This is a genomic window from Flavobacterium pokkalii (genome assembly GCF_014596575.1).
Lineage (GTDB): Bacteria > Bacteroidota > Bacteroidia > Flavobacteriales > Flavobacteriaceae > Flavobacterium > Flavobacterium pokkalii.
Genome location: NZ_NASZ01000002.1, coordinates 42,833 through 67,102, shown reverse-complemented (window position 1 = coordinate 67,102; position 24,270 = coordinate 42,833). Strand labels below are relative to the sequence as shown.

The following is a 24,270-nucleotide window of genomic DNA, read 5'->3' as shown; positions in this document are numbered from 1 at the left end:
TTATTGTTGCTATTGTTATTTTTGATTGCCCCACTATTTTTCAGCTCTGAAATCAAACCAAATATTCATTTGAATTCCCTCATCGCCACTCTTAATTCGGATACTTGCCGGCTGACTGTGTGGCCCATGATGCTCGATAGGCTTAAACGAACGCATGGCCGGAATTTCATACATAAACGAAATATTTCCTTCCGGAAAAGCCGGTTGTGGATAAGATCCTTCAAATGCATTTTTAGGCAAATCAGGTGTAAACAATCTTAAAAACACTTTTTCGGAAGCCGAAAACATTTTGAAACTGTTATTCCCTTTGGCTTTTAAAGAAGCCGCATACAAATTAGCGTGATAGCCTTTAAATTCCGGTAAAATCATATTCTCAAAACTTTCTCCCGGAATCGTCTGATTGTATTCTTTTTCCCAAATTCCGGTTGTAGTTCCTTTAATTCTGTTTTTCCAAACGTGATAAGGGCCATTCCCCAGCCATTTGATACTTTCCACTCCTTCTTCAGGAAAATCAAAAGTAATACCAAAAGCATCTACTTTATCCTGTACAAATGCTCCATCAAAACCATTATTAGCTCCGGCGTCCTTAAGTGCCAACATTTCCATTTTTAGACGACCATCGGCTGTAAGTGTCCACTTGATTTTTTTGATACCACCCACATAATTCACCGTACAAACAGCAGCCCCATTTTCTATAGCTGATTGCACATCCTTAACCTCGGCTTTCATACCAATTGGAGTAGGCCCATTGGTTAATGGCACAACTCCGTTTTTGTTTTTAACAGAGATGATTTTTCCTGTCTTTTTATCTAATGAAAGCTGTACTTCTTTACTGATTAAAGAAACTGAAGCTGCTTCGTCTTTTATGGAAACTTTTGCTTTTGATTCTTTTTTCAACAAAAATTTCTCTGCAAAATATTCTCCTTTATGAATCGGCCAGGACCAGGTATAAATTTCTCTTCCATATTGGTCATGAGCCGTAATTTCAATCCAGTCTCCTTCAAAAAAGTTAGCTGCAACAGGAATTTTAATTTTTGAAGTTTCTCCCGGTTCAATACTTGGGATTTCAATTTTTCCTTTATCCAAAACTGAAATTGTATTATTTCCATAAAAAGCATTTTTGTCTCCTTTAATCACTTTGTAATCCAGAGCACAACTATTTAAATTGGTATAGATATAATCATTTGAAATAAAAAATGTGCCGTCAAATTTTGAAGTAATACTTACAGGAGCAAATTGAATAGGCGCCCAAATTTCTTTTATGGCAAAAAAGCTTCCTTCTTTTTCACGGTGAGGTCCTAGAACGCCATCGGCAGCCAAAGAACCTTTGGAATCAAATTGTTCTTTTCCCGTCCAATCGACTCTTTTTACGGCTTCATCACAAAAAACCCAGATAAAACCTCCCGCAAACAAAGGACTTTCTTTAAAATGATTCCAAAAATCTTCCAATCCGGCACCTCCTCCGTTATCATAAGTAGCATGCATGAATTCTGTTGGAAAGAAAACATTTTCTCCCTTTACAAATCGGTGAATTCCGGTTTGATAAGCCGGGTAGTGATGTGCATCCCAACCGTCAAAATCAGACCATGGATGAATCACAATACGTTTTTGCGGATCTAAGTCTCTAAAAACCCCATCCACTTTATAATTCCAACCACCTTCGTTACCGTTATCCCAAATAATAACCGACGGATGATTCACATCGCGTGTCACCATTTCTTTTACCAATTTAGTTCCTGTCTCTGTATCATAGGAATTTTGCCAACCGGCTAATTCATCCAACACAAAAATCCCTAAGGAATCGCAAACTTGCAGAAAATGACTATCAGCCGGATAATGACCACGAACCGCATTCATATTCATATCTTTTAGCAAATTCACATCCATGATACTCAAACGCTTGCTGGTACTTCTTCCAGATTCCGGCCAGATTTCATGACGGTTGATTCCTTTCATGATAATCTTTTTACCATTGACATAAATTCCGTCTTTTTTGATAAACTCCAAAGTTCTGAAACCTATGCGTTCTGTTACACTATGAATAGTTTTTCCATTTTGTACCAATTCTACTTTTAAATGATACAAATTAGGCGACTCCGGACTCCAAGGTTTAACATTTGAAAACTGAGTACTTATATTCTTTTTCTGTTCTTTGGCATTAACATCAAAAGACTGTCTCCCAAGAACTTTATCGCTTCCATCAGCAGTAATCGAAGCAACGATAGTACCTCTTTGTGAAATATTCTGTAAATCCAGAACCGCATTCAAGGTACCATCCATTTTGGCATCAACCGCGATATGAGCGATATTTTCTGATGGTAAAATTTCCAACCATACCGGACGATAAATTCCGCCAAAAAGCCACCAATCGGCTTTTCTTTCGGCAGCATTTACCGAATTATTAGCTGAATGTTTCGAAACATGTGCCTCCAAAACATTTGTACCACCATAATTCAACAAAGATGAAATATCATATTTGAATTCGTAAAAACCTCCCTGATGGATTGGCCCTGCCGATTTTCCGTTGATTTTAACTTCCGTATCGGTCATGGCAGCCCCAAAAACAATATAAATCGTTTTGCCTTTATCGGCAGCATCTATCTTAAATTCGTGTTTGTAAAAACCTTCTTCTTTGCTTGGCTCTTTTTGGTTCAATTCTTTGTACCAGCGTCCATAGGTATATTCGCCAAAACCTTGTAATTCCCAGTTAGAAGGCACATTGATTTTGGACCATTGTTTACTGTTGTTCCCTCCAGTAACCATAAAATCCCATTGAACGGGATGTTCAAAATCTTTTCCGGAGAGAAGAACTTTTTTAGTTTCTTGCGCCATTCCATTTATTCCGCACAAAAAAGGGAAACACAAAGCAAAAGCCGCAGGTATTGATTTTTTAAAAAACATATTTTTTTGATTATTTAAGAATTAATTTCCGTCCGGTTTTACAATTTCAAAACGATTGCTCATTGGCAAGGTCCAGTTGGCAAAAGCATTTGGATGATTCGGATTATACAGAGGCGTATCTTTTTTAATAAATTGTACCAATGGACTATTCAAATCATGAAGTCCTTTGAGTACGCAAAGTGCAATTTCATTTGCTCCAAAAGAATTAAAATGCGTATTGTCTTCTAATTTTTCTTTTTGTCCCGGAAAAGTATTCGCCGGATATTGTACAAAAGCTTTTCGCGAAGGTTCACCTCCCCAACTTTCATACAAAGTAGTGGTTAGTTTTGTAAGGTCTACCAATGGGACATTGAGTTCCTGAGCTACTTTTCGCATGGCATCAGGATAATCACCATGGGTAGGTTTCAACGTTCCGTCTTCATTAAAAGCCCGCCTTTGCACCGGTGTGATTAAAATTGGGAATGCCCCTTTTTCTCTGGCAGCCTGCACAAATTCGTGCAATGAAGCCGAATACGATTCCCAAGGACCAACTCCTTCTCCTTTTTCTTTCTCATCATTATGGGCATATTCTACAATTAAATAATCTCCTGGTTTAATTACAGATAAGACTTTTTTCAATCGTAAAGCCGCTTTGAACGAACGCAATGTCCCTCCCGAAACCGCATAATTGGCTACGGCTACATTTTCATCCAAATAATTAGTTATAAACTGCCCCCAGGAAGCCCAAGGCTCTAAATCCTGATCGGTAACTGTTGAATCTCCCGCCAAATAAATTGTTTTAAAATCAATTGGAGTGATTTCAATACTCTGAATAGCTGTAGAACCTAAAAATTCCAAAGTCAATTTATCATCCCAATTGAGCTGACCTAAATCACGCTCTTTTAATTTGATTTCCGAATCAGCGTCTATCTTAGGAGTGCGGACATTAACAGTAAAGGTTTTGGTAAGTGTTTCCCCTTTTTTTAGCAAAAGCTGATTGACAAACAGTCTTCGGGATTCGGCTTTAATAGTGGTATTTGTATTTTTTTCTTTACTTCCAAAAGTTACCGAAACCTGATAATTTCCCTCAGGAAGTTGCACCGAAAAATAAGTAGGTTTATTAACTACAAAAGAATTCGAATCCAATTTCACATTACTTTCTGTATCAAAATCGAAACCATAAGTTGTTTTAGAATTAAATACCAAAGCCTGTGTAACGCGAATCCCTTTTTTCTTCTTTTTGGTTTTAGTACCAAAGAAAAAAGTTTTCTTTTTTTCGGAAATTACTGTTTTAGAATCAGTTGTATTTCCTTCATAAATCACCGATTCATGCCCCGAAGCAGATAGTCTCGCAGTAAAAGAAAAAACTATTAAAAAGTTCAAAAACAGCAGATACTTGTTTTTTGTAGTCATAAATGAGCTCTAAAATTAAAAATGCGGACTAAACTATGATTTTTATTGAAATTTAGTATCCTGTACTGTTATGCACTACCATCATTAATTAGGCTTTTTTAACAAAAATCCAGATAAAACTGGTTCTTATATTAAGTCTCAAAATAAGAACCACACAACATTAACTATAACATATTTTTAACAAACCAGCCTAAATATCCATCAGAAAACCTACTAGTTTTTTCCTACTAACATATATAAATAAAAAGTAAAAAAGTTTCAAACAAAAACACAAAAATCTAATAATCAAATAATTAAATAAAAATAATTGAAAAAACAATTTATATCGAGAAAAAAAAGAAAAATTACAGAATACAGGATACGTTAAAAAAAAGTTAACTATATTTTAGTATCAACAAAAAAAAGAATCAATTTTTATGCACTTCAAAAAAAACAACCAAAAAAATTAACACAAACACATTTCACAACTAAACCAATTAATTAACCAAAACCATTTTTTATGAAACATTTATTTTTAAAGTATCTGGTTTTATGCAGCATCCTACTCAGCGGGATGTACACTTTTGCACAAACCAATACCATTACAGGAACCATCAAAGACAATACTGGCATGCCAATTCCCGGAGCCAATGTATTAATCAAAAACAGCACTAACGGTGTCCAAACTGATTTTGATGGAAAATTTGCCATCAAAGCAAAACCTGAAGACATCCTCGTAGCTTCATTTATCGGGATGAAATCAATCGAAATAAAAGTAGGAAACCAAAAAACCATTAATATTAAATTAGAAGAAGAAGGTGCAAAACTGGAAGAAGTTGTAGTAGTAGGTTACGGAACCAGAAAGAAAAAGGACTTAACAGGATCTGTCGTAAGTGTTGGAGCAGAAGAAATAGCCTCGAGACCGGTACAAAATGCGGTTCAGGCCATGCAGGGAAAAGCCGCCGGGGTTGACATTAGCTCTAACGAACGTCCCGGAACTGTTGGAAACATCAATATACGTGGATCACGTTCTATTACTGCTTCTAACTCACCTCTATACGTAGTAGACGGAATACCATTGAACTCAGGAGGAATTGATTTCATAAACCCAAATGATATCGAATCTATCGATGTATTAAAAGACGCCTCAGCTACAGCTATTTATGGTTCTCGCGGAGCTAATGGGGTTATTATCGTTTCTACCAAAAAAGGGAAAAATGGAAAATTCACCTTAAACTACGACACAGCTGTAAGCACTGAAAAAATTCATGAATTCGCCCCATTAATGAATGCCGGTGAATATATAGAATTACGTCGTTGGGCCAGATATTACTCAAACCCATCAGCATTTGCTCCTGGAAATGCACCAACTATAGCTAATGACAAAGATATCTTTTTAGCAACAGCTGATCCTTCAGCCTGGGCTAACATAGAAAAAGGATGGGCAGGAGGAACTTGGGATGGTTCTAAAGTAAGCACTACCGATTGGACTAAATATGTTACTCAAACCGGAGTTACACAACAACACACTTTAAGTGTTAGCGGTGGTACTGAAAAAATGAAAGCTTATGGTTCTTTTGGATATCTGGACAATACCGGAACCTTAAAAGGTCAAAGCTACCGACGTTACAACGGTATTGCTAATGTTGATATCACTCCTACCGAGTGGTTCTCAATGGGAGCTAATATTAACACTAGTTATGGCTTAAATGAATATGGATTATCTAATGTCGGAAGATCAGCAGTAGCGAGTTCTGATGGAATTTACATCACAGCCAGACAAAATTTACCTTACGCAGTACCTCTTGATGCCGACGGAAACAGAATTCAAAACCCGGGAGGAGATTCTACTATTAGAAATGTCTATCAAGAATATAAATACTCTCAGGATCAAAGATTAACACTTAAAATATTTGGTAGTTTCTATGCTCAACTCGATTTTGGAGGATTTTCAAAAAAATTAGACGGATTAAAATACAGAGTAAATTTTGGTCCTGACATCACTTCTTACCGAAACGGAGTATTCCTAAATGGTCAATCCTCTGCTCGATCAGGAACCAGTTTTGCTTCATTAGAAAAAAACCAGGTTATTTCTTACACATTGGATAACTTGATTTTATACAACAAAACAATTGGCAAACACGATTTTGGAGCCACTTTATTACAAAGTCAAACTCAATATACTTATGAGGTAAGTACTATGTCAGCAGAAAACATCAAAAATCCGGAAAATAAATGGAATGCACTTACTCCACAAAATGTTACACTAAATAATTATTCATCAGATTTCGCTGAAAAAGGATTATTCTCCTATATGGGTAGGCTTACCTATGGATTTGATGATAAATATTTAGTAACTGCATCTCTACGTTATGATGCCGCTTCACAATTAGCAAAAATTAACAGAGGCGATTATTTTCCAAGTGCCTCTCTGGCATGGCGTATTGACAAAGAAAATTTCCTTCAGGATATTTCATGGCTCAATGCCTTAAAATTAAGAGCCGGTTATGGTGTTACTGGTAATGCAGCGGTTGACCCATACGACACTCAACCTCCATTAACACAAGTACTTTATTCAACATCATCTGGAGTTTTAAACAATCAAAAATTAGGAAACTTTGGCTTAGGGTGGGAAAAAACAACTCAATACAACTATGGTGTTGATTTTGGATTATTCAATAATAGAGTATCAGGAAGTTTAGAATATTATACTTCAAAAACAAATGATTTATTATTTGAAAGAAGCATCCCATCTGTTACAGGTTACCTCACAACACTCCAAAATGTGGGTAAAACAAAAGGAAACGGTATTGAATTAACATTAAACACAACAAATGTAAAAACAGCCGACTTTGAATGGAGTTCTAACTTAAGTGCCTCTTACCAGAAAAGCACAATAGTTGAGTTACAAAACGGTAAATTTGACGACATCAACAACACCTTATTCATAGGACAAACTCAAGGAGTAATCTATGGATTTGAATATAATGGGGTTTGGAGACCAGAGGATGCTGAAGAAATGGCAAAATTTAAAGATCCGGCAGGAAATCCTATTTTCACTTTTGGAAATGCCAGACCAGTAGACCAAAATGGTGATTACAAAATATCACCAAATGATGACCGTAAAGTCTTAGGAAGTACTGAACCTAAATACATAGCTGGTTTAACTAACACCTTCAATTACAAAAATATTGAGTTATCAATTTTCATTATTGGACGTTTTGGCTATTTATACAATGTGGGAGGAGAAAACTTAAGCGGAAAAACCAGCCAGAGAAAATTAGATTATTACACAGACGACAATACGGATGGAGAATACCAAAAACCTTTCTTTTCAGCCGGTACAGGTGACATATACAATTCTATTTTTGGTTACAAAAACGGTTCTTTCTTAAAAATTAGAAACATTTCTCTTGGTTATAACTTCGAAGAAGATTTTGTAAAAACACTAGGACTATCCAGATTAAGAGTGTATATGCAGGCAGCCAATCCAGGTATGATTTTCTCAAAAGTAAAATGGGTTGACTTAGACACTAGAACTACTTTTTCTAACAGAGGATTTACATTAGGATTAAATGTTCAATTCTAAAGATTTAAAAAAATAAATTATGAAAAATTACAAAACATTATACATCAATTTAATACTAGTTGCAACTCTAGGATTAAGTACTTCATGTAGTCAGGATTTTTTAGATGAAAAACTAACTACCGCTTACAGTAAAGATTATTTAAATAGTGAAGAAGGAATTTTAGCTTTTTCAGTAGGAACTTATTATCAGGTTTTTGCTTTAGATATGAATCGTGAAGTCCCTCTGACAGCCAACCAATCAGGAACAGATGAATTTCACGTAGGAGGAGACCCTTCAAATGGACTGTGGAATTCGTATGCTTCCGGATTTGGTTCCTTTGTAACAGTTTCCAACTCCAATACAGTTGCAGCACATACCAACTGGGATAATTTATACATTGGAATTGGGAATGCCAATCAATTAATTCAAGCTGCCACAGCTATTAATTCAACCAATGACGCTATCAAAAAAATTGCTTTAGGAGAAGGCTACTTTATGAGAGCTTATAATTATTTAAAATTAGTTAGACAATATGGAGGAGTACCTTTAAAATTATCCATAGGCAACACCGTGGAATCAGAATTCACCAGAGCTACACCAGAAGAAGTTCTAAACCAAGTTATCGAAGATTTCACACAAGCTTACAATCTTTTAGTCAACACAGGTGGACCAAATAAAATAACCAAAGATGCTGCTGCTCATTATTTAGCAAAAGCCTATTTAACACGTGCGAGCGAAATCAATGATGCATGGAATTCAACTACAAAAGCAGCTGACTTACAACAAGTAGTTACCTTATGTGACGATGTAATCACGCGTCATACTTTAGCGCCTAACTATGTTAATTTATGGGATTTCAAAGCAGCTGATGGACCAAACGAAAAATTAGCCGAATTGATATTGTCTGCAGATTTTAACTCCAATGCATTAACTACTGGTGGTAACCAACAACATTTGTATTTCATTTCTACTTATGATCAATTACCACAAATGATTCGTAATACTTCAGGGGGAAGACCGTTTAGCCGTTTAGCACCAACTTATTTTACTTATGATATTTATGATAAAGTAAATGATTCCCGTTTCTGGAAAAGTTTTCAAACTAAAAGTCTGGTTAATAATGCCGCAGCAGGAAGTGGCTATGTTAATGGCGATTTAGGAATTATGTATATTATGAATAGTCCTACTGACACTCGATTTGCTTTAACCAGAAACAACGGAACTATTATTGATCCTAAAACCGGAAAAACAATTCCGAGCGTATTTGTAGCCTATGCCGCTGATAATTTTGGCTTAATGAAAGATGTACGATTCCCTTCTTTAAGCAAATACATGGATGGCTCCAGACTTGATTTTAATGCTACAAAAGGTAGTAGAGACATTATATTAGCCCGTTCAGCCGAAACTTACTTAATGGCTGCAGAAGCTAAAATCCGTCTGGCAAAATTAGGCACAGGTTCTTACAGCGATGCCTTAAGCTATATCAATATTGTTAGAAATCGCGCTACGTATAAATCCGGAGAAGATCGCGCAGCCTATACTGATGGTAGTGCCGCATGGGCAACAGCTCGACAAGGAGGTAGAGGAGTTTCGTTTATGCCTGAAAACTCATACTATGAATCCAATAACATTACAGTTACTACCGATGCAACCAATCTAAATATCTCCAGTATCAGCAGCTTACCTCCTACTGATGAAGCTGTTATTACTAAATTAGGCTACACAACCGATTATGATCGTATGCTTTGTTTAGTACTAAACGAACGTACTCGTGAACTCTGCGGAGAATTCCACAGATGGGAAGACCTAAGCAGAACAAAAACTTTAATAGCAAGAGCAAGAGAATTCAACCCAGAAGCCAAACCTAATATCCAAGAATACCACAATCTTCGTCCGATTCCTCAAACATTCTTAGATGGTATTACCAAAAACGGAAGACCTCTAACTGCCTCAGAAAAAGAAGAAATGCAAAATCCTGGTTATTTTTAATATCTAAAAAAGAGGAGGCTTGTGTGAAAGCCTCCTCTTTATACACTTAAATTTTAACAAAAAACCTTGTAAGTGATTTGATTTACAAGGTTTTTCTTTTTTTATTCTTCTGAAAAAAAATCTAAATTGAATTTCGATCAATAAAATTGAATGGATTTTTAATCTTTCCGGATTCTTTATTCAAAATCATATTGGCGGCAGTTACTCCCATCATTTTAAAATCGGTAGAGATTACGGTAATTCCAAGTAATTCTTTCAACGGGGTATCATTATACGAAATCACACCAATTTCCCTTCCTAATTCAAAATCCTTATCACGAATTTGTTTCACCAAACTCACCAAATCCGATTCTTCAATGGTGATAAACAAATCGCCTTTTTTCAAAACGATATCGTCATAAACCTCTCTTAACACCTCGTACTCCATCCCTGAATCCACGCAAAAACGCTTGAAACCGTTCAAAATCCTTCTTGGATAAGGATAAACGGAACTTTCAGGATAAATTAATATCAGTTTATTATATCTTGAAATTTTTTCAATTCCCTGCTTTAAAGCACCGTAAATATCATTTTCATAATCCTGACAAACTTCAATTTCAGAATCTTCAATCCCTTTATTATTATCCAAGATTACCAATTTATCTTTTGGAATCTTCTTGATAGCCTGTAAAACGCCTTCGCCTGAACTAAAATGAGTTAAATTATCCGTCTTAAAATGAGGCATAATTACATAATAATCATAAGCCCCTAAATACTTATCAATCAGATTTAAAAAAAGTGTTTGGTCGCAATGATAAATATGTAAATCTGTTTGAGAATTTCCTCCAATAGTATTGATAAAGGAATTATAAATCCTCATTTTATAAGAACTCAACTTATTGACTAAAAAAAGTACATTGACTTTAGAAATCAATTTGGTTCGCGTAACATAATAACCCTTTCCTCTGATAGGCGTAATTATTTTTCGCTTCTTTAAAATGTTATAGGCTTTTTCAACAGTATCTCTCGAAAGATAAAACTCTTCGCTGAGCATGTTAATCGACGGTAGTTTTTGATCTATTTGTAATTTGCCTGTAGCGATACTCTCAATTATAGAATCTACTATTTGTTTGTATTTTGGAATCCTGGAATTTTCACTCAAACTCATTGTAAATGAAACCCCTTCATCAACCATTTCTTTAGTCAAAAACTTTTCCATCTCAGTGTAAATTTAGTTGCTACTCTTCCTTTAAACCCTTCTGCTACTCTATAAAAGTAAACAATATTCTCTAACAAAAACAATGTAATCGATTACCAAAAGTATAAATATTTTTATAATAAAAAACCAAAAAAGAAAAAATAAAACAAAACCCGTTAATTTTTACCCGAAAATATACTATAAATGCAAAAACCAGACTGATTTAATACAAACTCATCAATCTGGTTTTTAAAATAATTAATGGATTATTTCAAAAAATATTTTCTTTTAATTTCATAATTGTACTTAACTTTTCTTTCCATAAAAACACCCCCAATAGTGTTTAACTTTTTGAGGGTAATGTACTTTGATTTTAAAAGAATTCGTTATTCTTTAATGATAGCTTTGATTGTGTAATATTGTCCATTTTTAACATGTAAAAAATAGATCCCTCGGTATAAATTACTCACCGATATCAATTGCATTGTATCCATCAAAGGTTCTGATTTCACTTTTCTTGATAAAACATCATAGAGTGCAAGTTCTGCTCCATCATAAACCTTATCTACTTTAACAGTTAGAAGCGTAGCAACCGGATTAGGGAAAACCGCAACATTTTCAGTGATACCATTAGCTGGATTATTGCAGCTTCCTAATTTGTCACCATGATTCAAATGAGCCTGAACTGCACTTGAACTGATACAAGTTTCCTGACCATTATGACAAACCATAACTTTATCTCCTGAGTTTCCGCATTGTACATTTATTGCACTAACATCAATAGAAGCTGAAGTTTGACAGCCCTTAGCATCAGTTATTATTACGGTATAACTTCCTGCATGGGATACTGTTATGGTTTGATCCCTTTGATTAGTACTCCATACATATGAATAAGGTGCTGTTCCGCCTGCCGGTACCACTTTTATATTTAAAAACCCAACTCCATAACCTACATAAATGGTGTTTTTCTGCTGTGTATTGTTAACAGCATACACATCAGGAATTGAAGCTGTCAACTGAATAGCATTAGTATCATCACAATCATCATTGTTTTCTACACCACAGGCTACAGCCGAACCCGCACCAAGACCATCACCATCATTATCTGCATATAATAATTTATTGTCGTCACAATCCGTATTATTTGTCGCATATCCTTCCGGTGCTACTGATGAACACAACATTACTATTTCGGTTGACCCAAATCCATCATGATCAGCATCAACATAATACAAAATTGGCTCGTGAACAGCATCATCATTATCATTACAATCATTGATTTTGGAATAACCATCATTATCATCGTCTATCTGACTATCTGAACAACCAGAAGCATTAACAGTTTCTCCTGTTGGCGTATTCGGACATAAATCCAAATCATCAGACACTCCATCTTTATCGGTATCTATTACATTAAAAGTAGAAGACAAATCCCCTTCTAAGCTAATATAATCATACATCACATGATTCCCCCAATAAGAAGTAGAAGGCATAATTAACGTAATGGTATTTTTCCCTGCTTTTAATTTACTGTAAGGAACATCAAAAGTGGCTAATCCATATTTGGCATGATTGGATTGTCTCAAGAAAGCATTTCCACCTCCATTGGGCGGATAATTAAGACTTGGAGTTATACGGCTTCCATTAACATAAATCCAGTTTTGCGCATGATCTGAACTTGCGTAAGCAATAGTTAATTTTGCATTTCCGGTTGCTGGAATAGTCCCTGTTAAAGTAAAATTAATGTTCCAATCCCATCTTTCAGTTGTTCCATCGGTTTTAAAATACCCCGATTGAACATAAGGAAGTACCGTACTCCAGTTTCTGTCTTCTACATTATATTCGATTGGATTAGTAAATGTACTGGCAAATTTATCCTGTACAAAACCTTCGCAATAATCAAAATCACCAAACTTATATTCGGCAGCAGTTCTGTTTGGCACACCCACTTCAAAAACGATTTTGCCGTTTACACGAGGAATTTCCCAGTTTACATTACCTAAATTGGTAGTAGTCGTTGCAGTTACAACCACCGTTTCCTGACGGTATTCTCCCGTTGTTCCATCTTTATAAGCAAATAACGTATAGGTTCCCGGACGTACATTCTTGATATTAAAATTTCCTGAAGCATCGGTTTTTACCCAATATTGATAATTTTTTTCTTCAAATTGCCAGTTCCCTCCTGAATCCGTACTCAATTGGGTAACTCCAATCCATGCATTACCTCCGTTTACTTCCGATTTTAACGGATCAGAAATCGAAAAATTTCCGGTAATATTACCTCGTCCCGCAGCCAATGGATATTCCGGCGTATTAGTTAACCAGGCAAAAGGCCATTCGTTTGCATCCTGATCAGCTCTGGCTTTAGCTTCATCCCAGTTAGCCACTGCTGTGGATTTTTGATTGGCATACATTAAATAAGGGCCGTAAATTTTTGACCATTCTTCACCTTGAGGAATCACAAAACCTTTATCATTATAATGTACCCCATTCATACAAACATGGATAATTCCCGCAGCCGCATTCAAATCATGGTGCATTGGCCCTCCGTTAAAATATTCATGATTCGCCGTCACCGCCCAAATTCCTAAATTATTTTTATCAGAAGAATGCCCATAGGCTTTTAAATCAATTAAATTCTCCGAAAACTCATATTTTCCATCATACTTTCCGGCACGAGCGCCTGAAGTGATTTTAATAATCTCAGCAATAGCAGTCGCTTCCCAGCTATCTCCCGGCTGAGGCATATTCCAGGTTTTTAAGTCCGTCACACAAATTTTGTCGGTAACCGCATTATTAATCCACATCACCTGTCTCCAGGATCCCAAATCAAAACTAGGATATTCAGCTTTATGTCTTAAAATCGAATAGGTATATAAACCTACATCGTCTTTTTTTAGCACATAATGAATCTCAACATCCACCGGAGTAGCATTGACTCCCGAAGCATATGGACGACTAAAAGCAACATCAATATAATCCGTCGTTTCTTCTTTGATTGAAAAAGCAGCACCACCCACCGTTTCAAATCCGGCTGAAGTGGTTAAATCGTAGTAAGTCCCTACACGTGTTGGATTAGCCGTATTAGTTTGCAACAGCGTTTCTACTCCGTTAATTTTTAAAGATTGAATATTACTGGTTCCTTTTTGAATTTTAGCCTCAATTTTGCCATTTTTCAAAATAATATAGTTGGTAAATTCCTGAATCATTCTATTTGGATCCTGTGATATATTTACAGTCGTTCGGGTTCCGTTATAAACCACTGCTAATGATTGCCCATTAGGACAACTAATCTTTCCATTAAGGACATAATTTTCAAGTACTGTTTTTTTGTCACCTGTTACGATCAGTTGGCCAATTCCACTGATAAAAACATGACCATTCGTTCCAATATTTATGGCAGTCTTAACATCTACTGTTCCTCCGGTAATATTCAAATTTCCAATTGGATTTCCTGTTCCGTTTCCTACTTCCAAATTAGCATTTGCATAAAGAGTTCCCCCCGAAACATTTGCAGTACCATTACCCCCAGTACCATTACCTATATAAAAGTTATAATTGCTATTAAAAATCCCGGAATTCATATTTAAAATTCCTGTAGCTGCTTTACCCAAATAAGTGAATTTTCTACTATTTAAATTTGCTGATCCATTTAAGGTAACTATTCCATTCAAATTCGTTTCATTATTCGGGTAAAGTGTACCTGTTACAATAATATTCGCACCAACATTTGTGGTAAAAATTCCCGGACGTTTTGCTATAACATCATTTCCCGAATGTCCAACATTTATCGGATTGTATGGATTTCCTACTCCAATAGTTAAATTAGCATAAGCTAAATTAGTAAAATCAATAGCAGGATTGTCCCAGTTATTCACGTCGTAAAAATTGGTACTTACTCCCCCCACCCAATTGTAAGTTTGGGCATTCGAGAAATGGGTAACTAAAAAAAATGAGACAGCAAAAAAAGCAAGTCTCATTTTTACAAAAGTAAAGTTGTTCTTCATTGTTTATGGTTTTTGGTTAATTATTTCGATTTTACTTATGCCATTTATCGCTTTTAACATATTCTATTTTAAGTCAATATGTTTAATGTACAAACAACACTTGTAAATCTTATCGCAATTAATAACAAAAAACCAACTCCTCTATCCTGCAGTAACCTGCAAAACTTCAAAATAAAAAAACGACCTCAGCAAAACCATTGATTTTACTGAGGCCGAGCAAGATACAAGCTATATCAATTTAGCAAATATAGCTACAACCTATTCTTTCATAAGCTGTAAAAGCACCGATTTTGGTACTTCAAAAACACTTCCGTGACGAATTCCGGAAGGAAAAGTCATCTTATTAGAAATATCTTCCCATCCATTTCCACTTTGTTGAATGGCTCCATATTTATGATCGCGGTATTTATCAAAATACACCGTCCATTTGCCATCAATTTTGATAGCCGTTGGACCTTCAGCCCAATAATTTCCGGTTATTGGCGCACTCGCTTTTGTATAAGGTCCGGTTAAATTTTCGCTATAAGCTACTTTTAAATTCTTTTGAACCGGCAATTTCGTTTCGTCTTTCAAAAACATAATATAGCCTTTGGCATCTTTCAAAATAGTAGCATCAATCACATTAAAACCGGGTTCATACAATAATTTGGTAGACGAAAAGCTTTTAAAATCTTTGGTTGTCGTGTAATAGATTCGGTGATTATACCCACTATCTTCAGTAGTTTGAGTTTCAGGGAATTTTCCCGGAATGGTGCTTGCCCAATAAATCATGTATTCTTTGCTCACCTCATCATAAGTAATTTCAGGCGCCCAGGTATTTCGTGTCTCATTTTCGTGCGCCATCACAGGAATAAACTCCTGTTTAGACCAATGAATTAAATCTTTGGAAGAAGCATAACCAATTCCTTTGTCTGTCCAACTTACCGTCCAAACCATGTGATACAAACCATCACCACCTTTGATGATACAAGGATCGCGCATCAATTTATCTTTACCTACTTCAGGAGTTAAAAATGAATGGTCGTTTTTTAATGACTGCCATTTATAACCATCTTCGCTATACGCCAAATGCAAACCGTCTTCACCATTTCCTTTAAAATAAGAAAATAAATAAACCGATTTTTCAGTAATAATTTTATTGGCTACCAACCAATGTTCTAATGCAGTAGGCCAATCGGTATGCGTTCCTTTTGTACCTAATCCAAAACCATGTCCGCCATTCTGATACAAATGCATCTCAGCAGCCACTTTATTTTTTTCCAAAGCCAAATAATAATTGATACTATTTTCTACAGGAACCGCTCTATCATCGGTAGCATGCACTAAAAATGCCGGCGGTGTATTTTCGTTAATTTGTTTTTCATTCGAATATTTGGCAATCAATTCATCAGAAGCTGTTTTGCCCAAAAGACTTTCTTTAGAACCATTATGTGTAATTCCTTTTTCCATAGAAATTACCGGATAAATCAACATCGAAAAATCAGGTCGTGCGCTGATATCTCCTTTGTGGTCATACACTTTGTCTAAATAATGAGTAGAGGCAGTTGATGCCAAATGTCCCCCGGCAGAGAACCCCATGATTCCAATTTTCGAAGGGTCAATATGCCATTTATCGGCATTTCTACGCAAGGTTCTGATAGCTTCCTGTGCATCCTGCAACGGACCTACGGTTTTATCCTTCATAATTTCATCCGAAGGTAATCGGTATTTCAATACAAAAGCTGAAACCCCAATAGAATTGAACCATTCTGCTACTTTGATTCCTTCTTTGTCAATGGACAAAACCGAATAACCTCCGCCAGGACAAACAATAACAGCCGGATTATTGACTCCATTATTTTGAACTAAAAAAGGCATCAAAGTAGGTTCTGTAACTTTTCTAATTCCAGTCCGATTTCCATTTGAATCCAAACGGGGTTCTTCTTTGTAAGTTTCATTTTTTACCGCTCCGGGAATTTTATCCCATAAGGCAAATGCTGCATTTTCCTGTGAAAAGCAATTAAAGGACAAAGTCATCAAAAAAGCAATTCCAAAAAATAGTCTTTTGTTCTTTCTAATCATTTTTATCTTAATTTATTCATTATTATCTTTTTATTTTCTTTCAAAACATCCTAAATCAGGCGCTTTTCCCAGAAACGGAAATCCTATATCAATTCCGGCATCGATTAGTTTACTTGTTGGTTTTAATTTTAAAAATTTGGTTTCTGGCAAACTACCATCAGCCTGACGCGGAGAAATTAAAAAATCTTCATCAATACTCTCAAAGTCGGAAGCATTAACCTTAAAATTCAAATTAAAAGAATTATTTTTCAATACGCAACGTGAAGTATCAATATCAGTCAACTCCTCTGAAAGAGCATTGAACCCAATATTATTTATCAATTCATGATTCCAACCCGGCCCATCGGTGCCAAAATCTGTTGGGTTCAAAGCCAGACAATTCACCATATTATAGTTGCGTCTATTTTTGTAGGCTGTATTGTTATACCAAAAATTCCCTTCTAAATGATGATTGGCATAAAAACCACTTTGCTTGTTTCTTACTGCCAAACAAAAACGGATTGTATTTCTTGGTATTGGAGTATAATTTTCAACAATATCCTGATAAGGTCTTTTTCCTTTTCCATAACCACCGGCTTTAAAACCATTACCATCAGCTCGACCTACAAATCCTTTGGAATAACCATTATAAAACGCCCAGCAATTTTCTATCAAAACCGGCTCGGCATTACTAATCAAATCAAAACCGTCGTCACTATTCAACCAGGCACGACAACCTCTAAAAACATTATTGACACTTCCTTTTTGCAAATGACAGCCAAAACCATCGGTATTCCCTCCTTTTCCTCCTTCAGAAACTGAATCCCAATTGTCATGAGCATCACAATTTAAAATCAAATTATTGGAGCCGCTTAACATATAAACTCCAATAGCCATATTATCATGCATGTCAATTTGTTCCAATGTGTTATTACTACCACGTACTTCAAAACATTCTGATTGGGTGTGGTTTTTTAATGTTACCTGAACTCCGATAATTTCCAATCCTTTGACATGAATATGATTGCCACTCACCAAAAAAGCAATTACTCTTTTCCCTTCGGGTTTCACATTAGTATAATCAAAAAGTGGTTTCTCATTTTTATACGCCAAATACGAAATTCCATCTTTATCTAACAAAGTCACATAAGCCCAAATGCGTTTTTGTTGGGAAATTTGGTCTTCACGCATCACATATTTACCACCTCTAATAAAAACGGTATCACCCGAATTAGCTAATTCCTGAGCTCGTTTAATAGTTTCTACCGGTTTTTCAAAACTTCCATCATTACTGTCTTTTCCCGAAGGAGCCACATAAAATTCTTTTGCAAAAGAAAAAACACTGTTCAAAAAAATCAGAACAACTAAAATGCTGTGTCTCATAAATGTTTTATTTTTTTGGTTTCTCTTAGAAATTTTCATTCACTAAAAAGGGAAGCTTCTCAAACTTCCCCTTTTTTTTATTTTCAATTCAAAAAATAGTTTTTATTTCATCTTGTAAATTTCAGATCCGGCTAACAAAAAACAACCCAATCCATAATCTTCAAAATCAGGGATTTTATCAACTGACAAAGGTTGTCCATCCTTAGGTTCTTTTCCTGTTGATTGTAAAAATCCTAAGAAACCATTTTTTTGCAAACTTTCAGTAGTCAACGCTTTCCAGGCTTTTTCCACTACTGGTAAATAGGTTTTCTTATCTAAAATTCCGCTGTTAATTCCGTAAGTAATTCCATAAACGAACAAAGCCGTTCCTGAAGCTTCTTTTCCTCCAAAATTCGTTGGATCATGCAAACTCACATTCCAAAAACCATCGGGACGCTGGATAGGCACCAAAGCCTTAGCCATCGCTTTCAAATCGCTTACATATTGTGCTCTGTGAGGCGCATTTTCAGGGATAATAGTTAATACTTTTGCCAAAGCAGCAATTACCCAACCGTTTCCGCGACTCCAGTAACAATCTTCTCCGTTTGGTTCTTTATACGGCGGATCAAAATCGGCATCACGCCACCACAAACCATCTTTAGGATTAAACAATCCGTGATCCCCATGCTGATTTCTGGAATACATATACATCTCATACATTTTTTCGAAATAGCGATTATCCTTGTCCAAAACTCCCAATTTGGCAAATACCGGCATTCCCATTTGAATCGCATCAATCCACGACCAATCATCTAATTGAGGTGTATTCAACAACATATTAATACATTGTCTGGTATTTTTTAACTTTTTAGCATCCGGCTCAATATTGTACAAATCAATATACGTTTGCGCTGCACAATAATCATCGGCATTTCTGTTGGCATTTCCGTTTCTAAATCCCCAACCGTGAAACTCTGACCAGGAATACGCATAATCATAATACGCCTGTTTTGGATATATTTCATGCAAAGCCATTAATCCTTCATAATACACGCCGCGTGTCCAAATATTACTCGGACGTTCTCTGTTGGTCACAATTGTTTTTCCGGTATCCGGCCATTTATCCATAAAATATTTATTAGCCAATTCCATTTGAGCCAAAACTTCTTTTTTATTGAAAGGATTTTGAGCTCTCGAAACCGAATGAACAGCTAAAAATGAGATAAAAATCAAACACAGTTTCTTCATTATATAAACTTTTGGGATTACTATTTCTTTTAAATTGGTTTTGAATTTCAAAAGCAGTCGGGTAAAATTAGGATGAATTACAATACTTTCTATCCTGTAGCATCCTGCTAAATTAAAATTAATATTTAATTTTGTTTAGAAAAATACTCCCTAACGAAGAATTTAAAGCATTCTTTCAGTCAATACTTTTATATGAAATTAAAAACAACAACCTTACTGGCTAGTATAAGCATCCTTTTATTAGCCTGTAATTCCAACAAAAAACTCAGCAACGCAACTAAAAAAAGCCAAATCCCTACTCAGGAACAAGTGGGTGTTAAAAACTTAACTGATGAAATTGCACCGGTAAAAGCACCTTTTGCTACCATCCGTTTTGCAAAACCGGTTTTCCCAGATGCCAAAATCATTTTAGATTTAACCACAACAGCATTAAACACAAATCGTATTCAAAAAGCCATCGATGAACTCAGCGCTAAAGGCGGCGGAACAATCATTGTACCCAACGGAATTTGGAAAACCGGCAGAATTCAACTTAAAGACAACATTAATCTGCATTTAGAAGATAATGCTCAATTAGTTTTTAGCGGTGAAATCAAAGATTTTCTTCCGGTGGTTTTCACCCGAATTGAAGGCGTCGAAGTAATGTCGTTGGGTGCTTGCATTTATGCCAATGACGCAACTAATATTGCCATAACCGGAAACGGAAAACTTGTAGGTCCGCAAAAAGGTTCTATCCGAAATAACATTTTAACCAAAGATGTGATTGAGAATGTGATTGATGCCAAAACACCCGTAGCCGAACGCATTGTGGACGGAAGTAAACAAGACTGGATTTTTCCTCCGATGTTTATTTCGCCTATCAACTGTAAAAAAGTCTACATCGAAGGTGTTTCTTTATCCAATACTGCTTTTTGGAACATCGTTCCCATTTATTGTGACAATGTGATTATTCGTGGAGTAACAGTAAACTCGGTTGGAACGCCTCGTGGCGATGGAATTGATATTGATTCCAGCAAAAATGTATTGATTGAATATTGCAACTTAAGTACCGGCGACGATTGTTTTACGATGAAAGCGGGTCGTGCAGAAGATGGAATCAGAGTTAACAAAGCAACCGAAAATATTGTGGTTCGCTATTGTCTCGCACTCAAAGGTCACGGCGGAATTACCTGCGGAAGTGAAACCGCCGGAATGATTCGCAACCTTTATGTTCACGACTGTGTATTTATTGATTCGGGGGTGGGAATCCGCTTTAAAACCCGCAGAAATCGTGGTGGTGGAGGCGAAAACCTGACTTACGAACGCATCCGAATGAATTTAGACCAAACAGCTATCAAATGGGACATGCTCGGTTCCTCGGGAAGTGTTGGCGATTTAGCCGACCGTTTACCTGCCCGAGCCATCACTCCTTTGACTCCTAAATTTGAAAAAATTACCATCAAAGATATTATCATCGAAAATTGCAGCAATTTCATCAAGGTTTTCGGAATTCCGGAATCGCCGGTTAATCATTTAACTATTGAAAATGCAACCGTCAATTGTGGCGAATTATTTAATGCACATGATCTTCGCAACGCTGTTTTCAGAAATAGTACAATTACTGCCAAAGATTCAACCTTGTTTTTATTGGATTCAAAAAATATATTGTTTGACCAAATTGATTTCCAAACCAAAAATCCGGTACAATTAGACATCAAAGGTTCGCTCTCCGATTCGATTATTGTTCGTTCCGGAAAGAACATCAAAAACGCCAAATGGTTTGCCCAAAAACAATAAAAAAATCCCGGGAGTTCAAAATTCCCGGGATTTTTTTATCAAATTAAACGACCATTATTTCATTTGGTTTTTCAAAGGAGTGATAGTAACCGGTCCTAACAAACCAGAAGGCATTGGTGCCCATTTAGTCGCATCAAATTTATTATAATCCTTATCCACCATATTAATTTCATAGAAAATTTTCCATTCTTTTCCTTTCATTTCTAAATCGCGAACACGGTTAGCTGAAAGATTCGTCACTTCAATTTTCAATTCGTTTTTCCCTTTCTTTAGTTGTCCCAAATTGATTTGAAAAGGAACTGACCAAGTTGCCCCGATATATTTCCCATTCAACCAAACTTTAGCACTTTCTCTCACATCGCCCAAATTCAATTGCCAGTTATCGGCAGCGATTTTTGGAGCATCAAATTGCAAGGTATAAGCTGCCGTTCCGGAAAAAGCTTCTGCATCCGGACCAATTTTAGTCCAGGATTCTAAAGAATTTACTTTAGCCGGTGCAGGTAATTTTGGCCCGCCTTTTTCAAAAGTAATTTGCCAGTCTCCTTTTAAAGCGATTGGTTCTGCCGAACTATCATAATATTGCCAAGGTTTTTCTGAAGCCGTATTTTCAGTTTTCAACAATATTGATTTTCCGGATTCAATACGAAGTTTTACCAAAGTAGTTTGTCCATTTTTTTGAACCATCGCATTACCCACATTTCGATTCAACGGATCTAAAATCAGTACTTCTTTATTGGCAACAGCCAAAGGAATATAACCTTCAATTGCTTTAGAAGTATGATTAACCAAATAATAAATCTTATCTCCGTTGATGTCTCTACGAATAAATTTCAGACCTGTTTTTACTAAATTTTCCGGCTGTTCCTTAGCCTCTGATAAAGCCACAAATAAATCATTTACCGGATTTACCAAAGTTTTATTGGAAGCAATCAAAGCTTCCATTTTTTGATTTTGACTTTCATAATCTTTCAATCCCGGAACAGATTTTGGCAAACCTTCAAAAATTATAGCAGCTCCTTCTTTTTTCAGCTCAATCAATTTTTCTAAAGTAGCCAATGGCATTTTATCACAATTTGGTACCACCAATGATTTATAACTACCGCCCGGCAAAACCACTAATCCGTTTTCAACCTTTGCCTGAGCAATAAAATGATCCGACACAAAATCGACTCCGTAACCGTTTTCCATCAGTTTTTTAGTCGTTTCATAAAAAGGAGTTCCGTGTAACCATTCTTTCAAAGAGTGAATTTTAAACTGAAAAAACAAATTTCCTTCTAAAGTTTTTCCCCAAGTGTCGTAAATTGGGTAATACAACAGCGTTTCATTGTCCGGTTTTCCTGCCTGCAACAGCGATTGACAATTAGCAATATAATCGAATAATCCCGGTGCATCTTCCCAAATCGAATTATTAGCATTAAAATTTACCGAAGCATAAAATTTCCAACCCGGCCATTCGGCTCTTTTAGGCGAATAAGTCGAACCATGTAAAAACACATGATTGATTCCGTTAAGCATTAAATCTTCTACTTCCGGTTTGCATTGCGACAACGCCGTTTTGAAATGATCTCTTAACCAGGTAAATGTTTCTGATGAAGTCAACGGTTTTCCGGCAATATGTGCAGCCGAAGAAGAAAATTTCAACATTACCGGATCGGCATCTCCTTCGCGGATATCTTCTTTTTCACGTCGGAAACCCGGAATATCATAAGGCATCGAACCAAAGGTTTCACATTCCGGAATATCTGCCGAAGCATATAAATCAATCAGATTTCCCGGCGAACCATGCGCCTGCAACTTGGTTTTAAACTGTTTAGCGTTGGCCCACTGCGTCCACGGAATATCAAATTTGTTTAATAATAAATCCGAAATGGTTTCGCGATAATCGCTTTTTACACGATTGCCAATTTCAGTATCTTCCTTACTCAACAATTGCGGCAGGTATTTTTTCAAATCATAACCGCGACGTTTTTCAAATTCCTGTAAAAATTTAGGCGTAAAATCGGTTCCGTAAACTTCGTAACTATCATTAAAAATTGCTCTTAATTTCCCTTCTAAACCTGTCAAAGCCTTATCAAAAGGAACCACATAGGCATTTAGCGCTTCCTGAGAATAATGATCCAAAGTATAACCTTTTCCTCCCGGTGCTGCTCGTTTTACCTGTTGCCCTGTTTTCCCTTCAAAAACGGCATACAGCGTAAAATTAGTTTTCTTAGCTTTCCAATCTAAGCGATTGCCTTTTAACTGGCTGGTCAAATCCTGATAAGAACCATCGGCGCCATAAGCCACAACGGCCAATAATTTCCCCGGAATTTTTTCTTTTGCCGCATCGGTTTTGATCTCTTTGTTGAATTGTTCGTTTTTTTGAACTTCATATTTTTCAACAATCAACTTTGTTGCCGCATTTTCTACTGAGACCTGCGATCCTCCGTAAGGCCAGCCCGTTCCCAGTACCATATCGACCTGCATTCCTAAGCTGTCGGCAGTTTTTACGGTATAAGCCAACATCTCCATGTATTTTGGAGACAAATAATCGATAAAGTTTTTCTCCTCACCTTTTACCCCATAAATCGGAGTAATTTCTACCCCGCCAATTCCTACTTTTTGAAAATCGATTAAACTGGATTTTAAATTAGGTTTGTCAACGGCATTTCCCATCCACCACCAGCGCGCCCAGGGCTTATTGACATTTTTAATTTCTGGCCAGGAACTTTGCCCTGAAACATTTAAAGAGAATAGCATTCCAAGAAAAACCGGAAAGCAATGGTATTTTATTTTCATGTATTGTTGATTAAAATTAGCTAAGTTGAAATTCTTCTTTTTTAAATAAAGC

General features: G+C 36.1%; 11 protein-coding genes. 3 read left to right on the top strand and 8 right to left on the bottom strand.

Annotated features, from left to right (window positions below):
- Positions 1-33 precede the first annotated feature (33 nt).
- Both B6A10_RS02170 and B6A10_RS02165 read right to left on the bottom strand, forming a co-directional pair.
- Complete coding sequence (locus B6A10_RS02170; RefSeq protein ID WP_188219548.1) at positions 34-2,901, bottom strand: glycoside hydrolase family 2 protein; 2,868 nt, start codon at positions 2,899-2,901, stop codon at positions 34-36.
- A gap of 21 nt (positions 2,902-2,922) precedes the next feature.
- The gene (locus B6A10_RS02165) at positions 2,923-4,293 is read right to left on the bottom strand and encodes a rhamnogalacturonan acetylesterase (protein ID WP_188219547.1); all 1,371 of its coding nucleotides are present in this window, start codon (positions 4,291-4,293) and stop codon (positions 2,923-2,925) included.
- Between the two features lie 499 nt (positions 4,294-4,792).
- Here B6A10_RS02165 and B6A10_RS02160 point away from each other — a divergent pair, with 499 nt between their 5' ends.
- Entirely contained in the window at positions 4,793-7,861 is a 3,069-nt protein-coding gene (locus tag B6A10_RS02160; protein WP_188219546.1) for a SusC/RagA family TonB-linked outer membrane protein, read from the top strand.
- A gap of 19 nt (positions 7,862-7,880) precedes the next feature.
- Positions 7,881-9,830, top strand: coding sequence for a RagB/SusD family nutrient uptake outer membrane protein (locus B6A10_RS02155; protein ID WP_188219545.1), 1,950 nt, complete (start codon positions 7,881-7,883; stop codon positions 9,828-9,830).
- 121 nt (positions 9,831-9,951) lie between these two features.
- Here the strand turns inward: B6A10_RS02155 and B6A10_RS02150 are convergent, their stop codons facing one another.
- The 5 genes from B6A10_RS02150 to B6A10_RS02130 form a co-directional block, all read right to left on the bottom strand.
- Positions 9,952-10,977, bottom strand: coding sequence for a GntR family transcriptional regulator (locus tag B6A10_RS02150; protein WP_188219668.1), 1,026 nt, complete (start codon positions 10,975-10,977; stop codon positions 9,952-9,954).
- A 416-nt stretch (positions 10,978-11,393) separates the two neighbouring features.
- Entirely contained in the window at positions 11,394-15,014 is a 3,621-nt protein-coding gene (locus B6A10_RS02145; RefSeq protein WP_188219544.1) for a polysaccharide lyase family protein, read from the bottom strand.
- A gap of 258 nt (positions 15,015-15,272) precedes the next feature.
- The gene (locus B6A10_RS02140) at positions 15,273-17,075 is read right to left on the bottom strand and encodes a prolyl oligopeptidase family serine peptidase (RefSeq protein WP_238929351.1); all 1,803 of its coding nucleotides are present in this window, start codon (positions 17,073-17,075) and stop codon (positions 15,273-15,275) included.
- 30 nt (positions 17,076-17,105) lie between these two features.
- The gene (locus tag B6A10_RS02135; RefSeq protein ID WP_188219543.1) at positions 17,106-18,437 is read right to left on the bottom strand and encodes a right-handed parallel beta-helix repeat-containing protein; all 1,332 of its coding nucleotides are present in this window, start codon (positions 18,435-18,437) and stop codon (positions 17,106-17,108) included.
- A 102-nt stretch (positions 18,438-18,539) separates the two neighbouring features.
- Positions 18,540-19,664: a glycoside hydrolase family 88/105 protein gene (locus tag B6A10_RS02130; RefSeq protein ID WP_188219542.1), complete on the bottom strand. Its 1,125-nt coding sequence runs from the start codon at positions 19,662-19,664 to the stop codon at positions 18,540-18,542.
- A 192-nt stretch (positions 19,665-19,856) separates the two neighbouring features.
- Here B6A10_RS02130 and B6A10_RS02125 point away from each other — a divergent pair, with 192 nt between their 5' ends.
- Positions 19,857-21,440, top strand: a complete 1,584-nt coding sequence (locus tag B6A10_RS02125; protein ID WP_188219541.1) for a glycoside hydrolase family 28 protein — start codon at positions 19,857-19,859, stop codon at positions 21,438-21,440.
- A 54-nt stretch (positions 21,441-21,494) separates the two neighbouring features.
- Here the strand turns inward: B6A10_RS02125 and B6A10_RS02120 are convergent, their stop codons facing one another.
- A complete protein-coding gene (locus B6A10_RS02120; protein ID WP_188219540.1) occupies positions 21,495-24,218 on the bottom strand; it encodes a glycosyl hydrolase in 2,724 nt (907 codons plus the stop codon).
- Positions 24,219-24,270: the final 52 nt, after the last annotated feature.

Coding starts and splice junctions, on each gene's coding strand:
- B6A10_RS02170 (WP_188219548.1), bottom strand. CDS start 2,901: ATGTTTTTTAAAAAATCAATACCTGCGGCTTTTGCTTTGTGTTTCCCT.
- B6A10_RS02165 (WP_188219547.1), bottom strand. CDS start 4,293: ATGACTACAAAAAACAAGTATCTGCTGTTTTTGAACTTTTTAATAGTT.
- B6A10_RS02160 (WP_188219546.1), top strand. CDS start 4,793: ATGAAACATTTATTTTTAAAGTATCTGGTTTTATGCAGCATCCTACTC.
- B6A10_RS02155 (WP_188219545.1), top strand. CDS start 7,881: ATGAAAAATTACAAAACATTATACATCAATTTAATACTAGTTGCAACT.
- B6A10_RS02150 (WP_188219668.1), bottom strand. CDS start 10,977: ATGAGTTTGAGTGAAAATTCCAGGATTCCAAAATACAAACAAATAGTA.
- B6A10_RS02145 (WP_188219544.1), bottom strand. CDS start 15,014: ATGAAGAACAACTTTACTTTTGTAAAAATGAGACTTGCTTTTTTTGCT.
- B6A10_RS02140 (WP_238929351.1), bottom strand. CDS start 17,075: ATGATTAGAAAGAACAAAAGACTATTTTTTGGAATTGCTTTTTTGATG.
- B6A10_RS02135 (WP_188219543.1), bottom strand. CDS start 18,437: ATGAGACACAGCATTTTAGTTGTTCTGATTTTTTTGAACAGTGTTTTT.
- B6A10_RS02130 (WP_188219542.1), bottom strand. CDS start 19,664: ATGAAGAAACTGTGTTTGATTTTTATCTCATTTTTAGCTGTTCATTCG.
- B6A10_RS02125 (WP_188219541.1), top strand. CDS start 19,857: ATGAAATTAAAAACAACAACCTTACTGGCTAGTATAAGCATCCTTTTA.
- B6A10_RS02120 (WP_188219540.1), bottom strand. CDS start 24,218: ATGAAAATAAAATACCATTGCTTTCCGGTTTTTCTTGGAATGCTATTC.